Origin of the sequence: Methanolobus sp. ZRKC5, assembly GCF_038446525.1 — an archaeon.
Classification (GTDB): Archaea; Halobacteriota; Methanosarcinia; order Methanosarcinales; family Methanosarcinaceae; genus Methanolobus.
The window spans coordinates 290,030-302,224 of the sequence record NZ_CP151792.1; the positions used below are offsets into that span (position 1 = coordinate 290,030).

At 38.6% G+C, this 12,195-nt stretch carries 9 protein-coding genes; 3 read left to right on the forward strand and 6 right to left on the reverse strand.

Translation table 11 applies throughout. The annotated features are described in order from the left end of the window. The gene (locus WN948_RS01230) at positions 1-4,146 is read right to left on the reverse strand and encodes a S8 family serine peptidase (protein ID WP_342305153.1); all 4,146 of its coding nucleotides are present in this window, start codon (positions 4,144-4,146) and stop codon (positions 1-3) included. A gap of 124 nt (positions 4,147-4,270) precedes the next feature. On the opposite strand from WN948_RS01230, the gene WN948_RS01235 reads away from it, so the two are divergent. Beyond that, positions 4,271-5,725: an IS66 family transposase gene (locus tag WN948_RS01235; RefSeq protein ID WP_342306514.1), complete on the forward strand. Its 1,455-nt coding sequence runs from the start codon at positions 4,271-4,273 to the stop codon at positions 5,723-5,725. Positions 5,726-5,879: 154 nt separating this feature from the next. Here the strand turns inward: WN948_RS01235 and WN948_RS01240 are convergent, their stop codons facing one another. The 4 genes from WN948_RS01240 to WN948_RS01255 all read right to left on the reverse strand — a co-directional run bounded on the left by WN948_RS01240 (position 5,880) and on the right by WN948_RS01255 (position 8,589). Beyond that, entirely contained in the window at positions 5,880-6,704 is an 825-nt protein-coding gene (locus WN948_RS01240; protein WP_342305154.1) for a hypothetical protein, read from the reverse strand. A gap of 247 nt (positions 6,705-6,951) precedes the next feature. Beyond that, the gene (gene purQ / locus WN948_RS01245) at positions 6,952-7,647 is read right to left on the reverse strand and encodes a phosphoribosylformylglycinamidine synthase subunit PurQ (RefSeq protein WP_342305155.1); all 696 of its coding nucleotides are present in this window, start codon (positions 7,645-7,647) and stop codon (positions 6,952-6,954) included. Continuing rightward, entirely contained in the window at positions 7,644-7,895 is a 252-nt protein-coding gene (purS, locus tag WN948_RS01250) for a phosphoribosylformylglycinamidine synthase subunit PurS (RefSeq protein WP_342305156.1), read from the reverse strand. Before purS ends, purQ begins: the two co-directional genes overlap by 4 nt. 106 nt (positions 7,896-8,001) lie before the next feature. Next, positions 8,002-8,589, reverse strand: a complete 588-nt coding sequence (locus WN948_RS01255) for a CDP-alcohol phosphatidyltransferase family protein (RefSeq protein ID WP_342305157.1) — start codon at positions 8,587-8,589, stop codon at positions 8,002-8,004. 273 nt (positions 8,590-8,862) lie between these two features. On the opposite strand from WN948_RS01255, the gene WN948_RS01260 reads away from it, so the two are divergent. Both WN948_RS01260 and WN948_RS01265 read left to right on the forward strand, forming a co-directional pair. Then, positions 8,863-9,249, forward strand: coding sequence for a hypothetical protein (locus WN948_RS01260; RefSeq protein ID WP_342305158.1), 387 nt, complete (start codon positions 8,863-8,865; stop codon positions 9,247-9,249). Positions 9,250-9,743: 494 nt separating this feature from the next. Next, complete coding sequence (locus tag WN948_RS01265; protein WP_342305159.1) at positions 9,744-11,927, forward strand: diphthine--ammonia ligase; 2,184 nt, start codon at positions 9,744-9,746, stop codon at positions 11,925-11,927. A gap of 67 nt (positions 11,928-11,994) precedes the next feature. Here WN948_RS01265 and WN948_RS01270 read toward each other — a convergent pair whose 3' ends face one another. Continuing rightward, entirely contained in the window at positions 11,995-12,192 is a 198-nt protein-coding gene (locus WN948_RS01270; protein WP_342305160.1) for a hypothetical protein, read from the reverse strand. Between the last annotated feature and the right edge of the window lie 3 nt (positions 12,193-12,195).

The following is a 12,195-nucleotide window of genomic DNA, read 5'->3' on the forward strand; positions in this document are numbered from 1 at the left end:
CTACTCTTCTCTTGATCTGCGCAAAATAACAACTCCAAAGATACCAACTAAACTCGCAGTGATGATCGGATGAGCAGTAGGAACTGCAACCGGGTAATCTCCACCACTATTATCATAACCGTAGTATTCTCCAGTGTCACTATTGTTCACAATTATACCATTCGATTCTCCACTCACATATACTATGTTAACGTAATGTCCATATTGGGAAGTCCCCTTCAACAAACACTGCATTGATTCACCAGGCAATAATGTATCAGATGGACACATAATCTCCCCTTCCACATCATCTTCAAGCTTGATATTGAAAAGAGGAATATCTCCTGTGTTATTTATGACATAAACCCATTCAACTGCGTTTCCAATAGGGATACTTGGGAGCGCATCAGTGTCTGCATCATATCCATTTGTAAACTTTTCGACTGAAATAGATGAGATGGAGGCATCTAAAATTTGTATAAAATGTTCTTTAGTTGATATGCATGATTCTGTAGCATCCCAAACTCTTAAAGTAACATTATAGCTACCTGCTGCATTGTATTCATGGACAGGATTCCATTCAACAGATGTAGGTGTCCCGTCACCAAAATCCCATTCACATGCAGTAGGGTTCCCAGTTGACAAGTCACTGAAATTTACAGCCAGAGGAGCAGAACCAGCCATACAATCTGCATCAAAGTTCGCCCACAAGACTTCTTTTGCATCTATTTCAAATGTTTTTTGCCTTCTTATATTATCATTGGTAGCCTTTACACTAATATGATATAAACCAGGTTGTTCAAATGCAGGAGATTCACCTTTATAAGCACCATCGTTTACTTCCACCAAATCGAACGTTTCTAATGTTAAATCAGGACAAATTACTTCCACACCAATAGATGCGTTAGAGATTCCTTTTTGTTCATCAAAGAAATCTGCAGTTATCGTGCAGAATTCACCTGTTGAATACTCAGTTTCATCCATGGTTACCAAAAGTTTTGTTGATGTCACTGCAGAAACTGTAAAAGTATATGGCTCTGAACCTTGTACTTCAATTGCATCAATCCTATATTTCCACACTCCGGCCGGAGGATTTCTGAGCTTGTATATCTCATACGTATTTGAAGAAACGAAGTTTATATCTGAATCCGTAGTGCCACTTTGAGAATTAGAGTCTAATAATACCTGACTACCGTTAGGATAGAACAATATCAAATCCAGATCACTTCCCGGCCAGCTTGTTCCTACATCCATCTCATCAACTGAATTATCAACATCAAAAGTTCCTTCTCTAGATTCACCCTGAGCAATGTTACCACTTTCTCTTTCCAATTCCTGAACGTTCATAACCAAATTTCTGATCTGATAGTAGATGTCCTGCAATGCCTCGCTTGTCGGAGCATCATAGTATACTCCACCAGTCTTTGAAGATATATCTTCTAGCAAATCCTTAGCAGCTGAACTGGACAAACCTATCGAATAAATTGGCCATCCTTTATCCACATACGCAGCTACTATCGAACTTGTGTCAACAGAACTTTGACCATCTGTTAAAAGTACATCTGCTTTTCCGTTTAGGTCATTGGCGTTTGGTCCATTTAATTCATTGTAGCCTAGCCATAAACCTGCAGCAATATCCGTTGATCCTGAAGAATCAACCTTATCAACAGCAGTTTTTAAGTTGCCTCTCGATGTTCCAACTAGTGACAAAGAATGCCAAATACGTGCAGAACCATCAAAATCGATTACTGCCAATTGATCATCCTCAGATGCCAGATCAATAAACATCTTTGCAGCCTGTTTACGTAAATCACTAGGATCATTCGAACCCATACTTCCAGAGCTATCTATTATCAGTGAAACATCTGAATTAGATTCACATTCAACAGGTTGATAGTTACAAAGTATGCTATATGGTTGAGGGTTTGCAACACTTGTACCGTTGATTTCCAGCCTCCATTTTCCAGAATTTGGAGAATGTATACCTACCTGTTCAACAGAAACATCAGCCAGAGTAGAGTTATCTATCAAATTATTATCAGGATCATACAACTTTATATCGAGATTGTTATTTGCATCCTCCCAATAGATCAGTGTCCGAATATATTCCGCATTGTCTGGAACCTCAATATAATAGTTATTGATGTCATCATTTGTTATGCTTCCAGTTTCTTCTTCAAAGATATCACTGGATGGATAAGAAGTTGCTAAATACCATTTCTCAGATTCATCCCATAAATCCCAACCAGAATCACCATATGATTTTCCAGTAATAGTGTATCTCCAAATACCAGCACTGGGATTATCTGAAATCATTCTTGTAATTATTGGAACTAAAAGGTCACTGGAAGATATTAATTTACTATCAGAATCAAATAGAGACAAGTCAATGTCGTCATCTGAATCTGACCAGTAAAGCATGCCCTTGTTTTTAAGCCATGGAGGAGCATTTTCAGGTACGGTGATGTTACAGTCATCATCATCGTCAGGGAATAAACGGCCACCAACCTCATCATCAGCTACTGTGAACAGCGTACTTGCATAGACATTCAGTATACCTGCTCCATAGTCATTGTCTATGGATTCACTGATGTTACCACCTCTGTCGACTGCCGATCCCATCAAAAGTGCCTTTATTTCAGCGGGGCTTAAATCGCGATTGTATTGTTCACGATAATGCTGAATCAGCAAAGCGGCAGCACCAGATACATGTGGCGCTGCTTGACTTGTGCCAGATTTATATGCGTGGCCACTTGGATATTTTGCAGAAGCTGGTACCAATGAAAAAATACAATCACCCGGTGCAACAATATCTGGCTTTAAATTTCCATTTCTGGTAGGTCCTCGCGAACTAAAGTCTACGATGTTTCCGTGGCCATAAACAGAAGAAGCTCCTACAGTGATAGCTTGTTCCACATTTCCAGGTATTGTTATAGAATGCAAATTAGACCTATAATCCCTGTTAATATAAGCTATACCTTTTCCGTCTAAATCATTGATAATAAGTTCATATTTTCCATCTCCTGTAGCAAAATTGTCTCTTGTTATATTGAGCTGCCAAGTACCTGTATTTGGCGAGACATTTAACGTCCGATATACTGAGTAATCAAATTCATTATCATAAACAAAAGATGTATTCAAATTTCCGTTTGGATCATAGAGAGAAATCCTAAACTTATCCTCAATAGTTTCCTTGTAGAAACATATTTTAATCTCATTTTGTGCATAAAATGGAATTACTACAGATTGCCCTTTATTAAGTCTTGAAGAATTGTGATTATCAGCTAAATTTCCAGAACTAATAACTACAATTACCCCTCTTTCAATTGCGGTTCTAACATTATTCATTTGAGTGATAAGTGGATGTGAAATATCCCAATATCCTGGATAATTATCAGGATAGGCAGTACCAATACTCATACTGATTATATCTACTTCCTGCTCTGTTGCCCAATTAATACCTTTGGCGATATCTTCTGTTCCAGAACCTCCTCCTAGAACTTTAATGGGAACTATTTCAGAGTCTGGTGCGACGCCTTGTATCAAATTTCCATTGCACATATGTGGTTGTGAAGCTATGATACCTGCAACATGTGTTCCGTGCCCATCATAATCCTCTACTGAATCATCCTCAGTAGATTCATCGTGAACACTGTATTGAATTAATTTTCCATCTTCATCTTTAGCAATATTGATTAAACCGGTGCTATGGTTAATACCCGTATCGAGAACTGCTATCCTGACACCCTTTCCGGTCAAACCTAAAGAATTAGCATAGTCTGCTTGGATTGCCGGTATACTTCTATCAAGTTGTGGCTCAAAAATTGGAGCATCGGCATCAAGAATGCTTACAACATAATCAAGAACTGAGAGGTCAGATAATTTACTTATTGGAAAATCTGCTCCAATAGAATTGACCTGTTCATAAAAAGCAATATTGTAAGCACCTAAACGATTTAAATCATCGTTTACTGTTTTCTTGTTTGTAGCATTTAACAAATCTAAATTAACATCAATTAAAATTCTAGTATTTTGGTTGGTTGTAGAGTCTGCTGAATATTCAGCAGACGATGCTTTAAAGATTTCATCATCAACTTGTTGATTTTCTATAATATCCCACCACAACATATTCTGGACTTTATCAGGTTTAGAATCGTATAAAGTCATTATTTCATGTAACTATTCAGCCTAACTGTTTTAATGATGCAAAAAACAATATACTATGGCTTCATTCTATGTGTTAAAAAATATTCAGTAAAATATCATAAAAAACGTCTATCAATCTGAGGGGATTTGTATAGACCGCGAAGAAATACTTGCAGTTTATGAAGCTGGTCCAGAAGCAGTAGTAGAACTTGTAACTCGATTACTTGGGATAATTGAACATCAATCTCTCCAAATTGCACAACTTGAAGAGCGTGTCAGGCATTTGGAAGAAATGCTTGAAAAGAATAGTCGCAACAGTAGCAAACCACCTTCTACTGATTCTTATGCACGGAATAAACCAACCGTTAAAAGTCAAAGAAAAAAGACCAATAAGCATGTAGGTGGTCAAAACGGTCATCCTGGTACTACATTAAGAATAAATGATGATCCGGATGAAGTTATTGTTCATCCTGTTAATCAATGCGTCAATTGTGGGAGATCGTTAGCTTCTGTTCCCTCTAACTATGAAAGAAGACAGGTCTTTGACATTCCTCCTATAACTATCAATTGCATTGAACATCGTTGCGAGATTAAAACATGTCCCAAATGTTCTCATGTAAACAAAGCTCTTTTTCCAGATGGTGTAACTCAGCCGACTCAATACGGTCATCGAGTTAAGTCATTTGCAGTTTATTTGCACACTTACCAATTACTTCCTTATCAGCGTGTTACCAAGTTGTTCTCTGATATTTTGGGATGCAAGATAAGTCCTGCTACTTTGGTGAACACGGAACGTAGTTGTTTTGAGAAGCTTGGAGCTTTTGAAAATACAGTGAAACATCTCCTGAAAGAATCTCCTGTCATCAATCTGGATGAAACAGGAATGAGAATAAATGCAGTTCGTAATTGGCTTCATGTGGCAGGTACAGACAAACTGACCTATTATTTTGCACATCGTAAAAGGGGCTCAGAAGCAATGGATGCTATGGGCATATTACCAGGTTACACTGGTGTTGCAACACATGATTTTTGGAAACCGTACAACAAATATGAATGTCAACATTCATTATGTAATGCACATTTATTACGAGAGTTAACTGGAGCTTCCGAAAACAGTGATCAACAGTGGACAAAGATAATGAGTGATCTCTTGATATGCATTAAACATCATGTTGATAATGATCTTTTAGATACTGAGCTAATTCAAAGGTTCAGTGAGGATTATGATCACATAACTTGTTTAGGAGTGAATGAAAATCCTCCTGATCCGGAATCAAATGTGCGGTCTAAAAAACGAGGACGTAAGAAGCAGACCACGGTAAAGAATTTGCTGGATAGGTTTATTGGCCATAAAGAGGATATCTTGCGATTTATGTACGACCAAAACGTTCCGTTTGATAACAATCAGGCTGAAAGAGATATCAGAATGACGAAAGTACAGCAGAAGATATCAGGTACTTTCCGCAGTAAACAGGGTGCAAAAAATTTCTGCCGTATAAGAGGATACGTGTCTACTGTTAATAAGAATTCTGAATCTGTTATCGATGCAATTAGTGCAATATTTTATGGCAATTCATTTGTTCCAAAGTTGCAGAATTGATCGTGGATGAAGAAATCAGCTTGGTGGAAGTGAGCTAGGCTGAATAGTTACTATTTCATTTGAAGAATTCACATCTTCAGCCACAGCAATCAATGCAGTTTGCAGACTAAAAAATGCTATAATCATCAAAGATGCACTCAATTTTACATATTTCTTACAAATCATTCTTAACCACTCCTACGTCTCCATTTTCTTTGGAAACAGAAACAATACCTTCTGAAAAAACGACATCGTTAAATCCAGATGATCCAATCTCAACTAACCAATAATCTTTTTTCTCAGTGATATTAAGTGGAAAAATACCTGCTTCAGGATATGTTTGTGTTTTTAGCTCCCAATATTGAAGAGCTTTTGAAGCTGCAAGATTTTTTTCTACCACTTCACCTCTGTCCCATGAAATTTTACCATTATTCCATGATGTGATAATTCCCCGACCACTAAAATTCTCGAAAAAATCTCCTTCAACAAATGTCTCAACTACTGACCTTGTGCCATTCTCATCATATCCATAAATTAGAAGCACATGTTTTTCAGAAGGAGAAAGAGTACTTGTCCATGGATTTGAATAAATTAATAAGGAGCCTTTGTTTGTGCCTTCCCAATATGTTTTTATTGATCTTGTTAAAAGGTCAGGATGGAGATCATAAACATACTTCATTGTAGGATTTGTTCTTGTATTTCCCACAAAAATCAAATTATTTCTTGATTTTTCAATCTCAGATGCTTCAGCAACTTTCTTAATTATGGGTCGATTTCCTGTAAGGTTCTCCAATTTATCCGCAATTGACAGGGATTCTTCAGATTCTACTGAATTTGCATTTTCACCTAGAATAATAATTACATTTTCATCGAAAATTTCAGGAATATTTCTAAGATTTACATCATTTATTGTAGTTTTAGTTTTATCTACACATCCACTCGAAAGAACAATTGATAGAAAAAGGATTAAACTCAAAAGTAAAATTGCTGTCTTTGACATTTTAACGGCCTTTTATAAATTAATACAAAGCCAAAGCTAATTGAATTAATTTCCATTATAATCCAACCACATCCGACCCAAATATTATGAAATTAAATTTTTATTAACATTGGTTTGTAGCTTTTGGATTATATTAAAACTCTTCGAATTTTTATTACTAAACATTGTTACTAATCAATGTAAAAAATAAAATAAATATTTGCTATAAATAATTTACAGTTAATGTTCTAGAAAAAGAGGAAAAGAATCATTTGTTGGAGATGAACTCCACCATTGATTCAAGTATTTTCAGTCCGTCCTTTGAACCTAGAATTTCCTCGGATGCTCTTTCAGGATGTGGCATCATACCAAGTACATTCTTTTTTGAACTCAGTATACCTGCAATATTTTCCTGTGAACCGTTAGGATTTGCCTCATCGGTCACCTTGCCATCCTTGTCCACGTACCTGAAGGCTACCTGACCGTTGTCTTCAAGACTTGAAAGTGTGGATTCATCTGCGTAGAAATTACCTTCCATGTGAGCGATAGGAATACTGACCACATCTCCTTTCTTGAATTTTGAAGTGAAAGGTGTATCTGTTGTCTCGACTCTCAGGAAAGTAGGCTCGCACCTGAACTTTGGATAATTGTTAGTTGTAAGTGCACCTTCAAGAAGTCCGGATTCTGTGAGAACCTGGAAACCATTACAGATACCTACTATAGGCTTGCCTGATTCTGCAAGTTCCTTGACCGAATTCATAATAGGAGTACGTGCAGCAATGGCACCTGCTCTGAGGTAGTCACCGTATGAGAAGCCTCCCGGAATCACTATTCCTTCAAAACGTTCCAGGTTTTCTTCCTTGTACCATACAAGTTCAGCGTCAACTCCGAGAACATCCTTCAGGACATGCAACACGTCAAGGTCACAATTGCTGCCACCAAACTGTACAATACCTATACTCATTGCAATTCCCTCAAGGATATGGCATAATTATGGATAATAGGATTTGCAATCAGTTTCTGGCACATTTCCTCGACTGTCTCTCTTGCATCATGGATATTCTCTGCCTGAAGATCAATAGTATATTTTTTTGCTGTTCTCACACTCTCGGTTTTGTATCCCAGGTGTTCAAGTGCCCTTTCGATGGTTGTACCTTCAGGGTCAAGCATACCGCTTTTAAGTTCAATGGTTACATCTGCTTGATATTGCATTTAGAATCCTCATCTCTCATTTGATGATTTATATTATTATAAGATAAACTCAGGCATAAATAATAACGTCTGCTATTATAACCTTTGCATTGCAGATATAATCTTCTTACTCAAGTGACCTTTTTGCATAGAGCAAACGCTGAATCATTGTTATGTGAGTAAGAACTACTATAGCAACTATAGACTCTCCCAGATAACCACTCAAAGAGCCTGCCACAAGTATCATCATTCTCTCTGGTCTCTCAGCTACTCCGATATTCATGGACTCAACACCTGCAGCTTCCGCTCTTGAACGTACATAACTCACAAGGTAGGAACCAATTATAGCGAATACAACCCAGAGCCATAGGGGAACTGAAAGGACAGTCGTCTGTAGAACACGGCCTGCTACAACTCCATAGATAATACCCACAAAAATGATAGCATCAGCATACCTGTCACACACAGAATCAAGTACTGCACCAAAAGCTGTCATGCAGCCTTTTGCCCTTGCAACAGCACCGTCTATCATGTCAAAGAACCCGCTGAGAAGTATCAACAGTGCACCGCCTAAAAGATCACCTGTCGCAAATGCAACTGCCGCCCAGATACTGATGAGTAAACCGATGATAGTAAGAGAATTAGGAGATAATGGCACCCACCTTACAAAGGGCAATATCGATACTCTGACAGTATTCTTTAATTCGTTGAACATATGATTTAGTTCCTGTGTCTTCACTGAGTCTTTTGAAGGTCTTTCTATTTCATATTTTGTATAACCTAAGTAAAAACGAACACATCAAAAATATAATATCTCATAATGATGATACTCATTAGATATCAAAGTGTAGATATATTTAAATAGTAAATTGAGAAACCAGCAATAGTAGAACAAACACAACAGATTGTAAATTGCTAATACAATCTCATGATTTGCATGAAAGATCTGTGGACCTAGATTCTGCAAAAAACAAACAGAGGCAATGAAATGAAGACTGAGCGCACTATTCTGATATCCGAAAATGGAAAACTGGTACTCAAGAAAATATCACTGGCATACAAGGATTCTAATGGTGAGACCGCCTACCTGTTCGAGCCGGAAAAGAAGGTTGAGAACAATAAAGAAAGCATTTACGAACATATTGAAAATAACTTCTTGCTCATAGGTCTTCTCAGGAAAGTAGATATGTCAAAACTTAGAGATGAAGAAGTTCAAGCTCTGATGCTTAGAAAGCATGAAAAGGAAGAAAGGTTTCTAAGGACAGGCAGAGCAAATGGATATAATCTCGGAGTAGATATAAATCCGGAAGATATACTAAAATTCTACGTCTCCTTAAAGCCGGAAGAACGTATTGCTCTGGAATGCAAACCCTGAGCATATCACTTTTCAATTTATATCCTTTTTTTATTTTTTTGTTTATCTCATTGTAACTATTCAGCCTGGCACGATTTGCCTATTGGTACTGATTTCATCGAAATAGAGATGTCTGCTCACTAACAATCTAACAATCAAAAAAGCAATCAATAGCAACAATCAAAATAAATGATCCTAATGAAATTTACGTTTCAACTTTTTGTCAAGATTGTTATTGATAGCGTTTTTATCAGGCTGAATAGTTACATCTCATTTTACATTAAATGAAAATAAAATAGAATAACGTTTACTATAGGGACTCCTGTTACGAAAAAAAAAGGGGTGAGGGGGTTTGGGGGAGAGGGGAAAAGCTTATGAGTATTTCAAGGTTTATTTTGTTCAAATAAGGATTTCTACAGAGCCAGGATTTCAAGGCCACTTATTACTAAGTACTCAAAGCCTTTATCAGACTGGAACGCTTTTCTGAACTAAAAACACTATTATCAACTGGAACTATGTGCTCAATTACAGGTTTTTTTAATAACGACAACGCAATGGAACATACCTTACAAGCCCTTGAAATAACAAAGAACCGGGGACTTGATGGTATAGGGATTAGTACTGAGAACGGAATTTACCTTGCAGAGAATGTTACTTCCCTTGAGTTCGATCCTGAGATTTCAAAGAGGAATACTTTAGGACATCGTCTGCACTCAATGGTCAATTTTGTGCTTCAGCCAATCGTATATAGTGGAAAGATCGTTGCTAACTGCGAGATATACAACTGGAAGGAACTCGCAGAAAAATACGATCTTGAAGCAGAGAACGATACGGATCTACTGATAAAGCTCATCGAGAAGCAGGTCTTTGATGCAGGAAATAACTCCATCTCCCCAGCTGACATAATGCAGGTCATCGACCAGATACTACGCGAAGTCATTGGCGTCTATGCGTTTGCCTACTGGCTGGATGACACTGTGTATCTTGCAAGGGATATCGTAGGTATCAAACCACTCTGGTATAGCAATTCTGGAGGATTTGCGTTCGCCTCTGAAAAGAAGGCACTTGCAAGAACAGGATTTACAGATATCAAAGAACTCAATCCCAGAGAGATTCTTGCCTACAATATCGGAAAAGATTGTAGAGAAAAGTACAACCGGGAATTCTTTTTCATAACACCTCAACATGAAGGTAGCATTGCGGAACTAGAAAAACACATGAAAGAACTTCTGGAAAATGCAGTTTCCATACGCATGCCTGATGAGAAGTTCGGGATTCTTTTTTCCGGTGGACTGGACTCTACCATCATTGCACATATGTGCAAACTCATGGGGAAAAAACCGGGAATCGATTTTACCTGCTACACCGCAGGCCTTTCTGAAGTACAACTTCCACCTGACGTTGAATACTCCCGGATGATGGCAGAAGAGCTTGGACTTGACCTGAAGGTCAAAAGCATAGGACTGGATGAGGTGGAGACATACCTGAAAGATGTGGTCCCTCTTGTAGAAGATACCAATGTACCGAAGGTAGGAGTGGCACTGACCATGTACGCTGCATGCGTGGCTGCAAAGGAGGATGACATCAGAGTCATGTTCTCAGGGTCAGGAGCCGATGAGGTATTTGCAGGCTACGACCGTCACAAACGTTCAACAGACATCAGCCGGGACTGCTACGCCGACGTACTGAAAATTTACGAGAAGAACACCTACCGCGATGATGTTGTTTCCATGAACAACAACATTGAGTTGCGTGTTCCATATCTTGATAAGAGATTCGTAGACTATTGTCTAAAGATACCACCGCAGTACAAGATCAACGATGAACAGAACAAGCTCATACTGCGTCTGCTTGCTGATGAGATCGGGGTTCCCGCTCAGGTCAGCCAGCGCAGGAAACAGGCAGCTCAGTATGGAAGCCGATTTGACAAGGCCATTGGCAAACTTGCAAAGAAAAGTGGCTACAGAACAAAGACCGAATACCTGAAGCAGTTCTACGGCCAGCCAAACCTCAAATTAGGCGTGCTTTTCAGCTCAGGTAAAGACAGCAATTATGCAATGCATATTATGCAGCAGCAGAATTACGCAATCGAGTGCCTTATAACTATCAAGAGCCAGAATCAGGACTCCTACATGTTCCACACTCCCAACATTGATCTTGCACGCCTGCAGGCAGAAGCCATGGGAATGCCATTAATTGAAGAGCTTACATTGGGTGAAAAAGAGAAGGAACTGGATGACATGAAGAATGCCATAATTCGTGCCAAAAACGAGTTCGGCATAGAAGGAATCGTCACCGGTGCTTTGTATTCCAACTATCAGCGCGAGAGGATAGAAAGAGTATGCGACGAACTGGGACTAAAGGCATTCTCTCCCCTCTGGCATATCGACCAGGAAAAAGAGATGCACCAACTTCTGGACATTGGATTTGAGTTCATATTCAGCAGTGTAGCCGCATACGGCCTGAACAAGAGCTGGGTCGGCCGCATCATCGAGGAGAAGGACATTGATAAACTTGTCAAGCTCAACGAGAAGATCGGTCTCAATGTTGCAGGCGAAGGCGGTGAATTCGAAAGCTTTGTGACGGACGGACCCATGTATCACAAAAAGATAGAGATTCGGGAAATGGAAGTAATCGAGCGGGACGAGTACACTGCAAATGTTGTTATCACCAATGCTGTACTGGTGGATAAAGAGTGATGTGAAATCCTATTTCAACCTACTTTAGCATAACGATAGTAAAAAATGTCAGACAGAAGATAATTATTTAATATTTCTTCTGTGCCCTTTTTTGAATTGAACTGAAAGCCTTCTTGATCTCAGCATTCCTTTCATCATCCACTATACCCAATCCCTCTTTGTTTAGGGTAACCTTTAATTCATCAAGGTCAGCCAGTATATTATCAGGTATGCTTTTTTTCTCCACCAGCTTTTGCCTGAGCTTGGTTCTTACATCTTCAGTCATCAG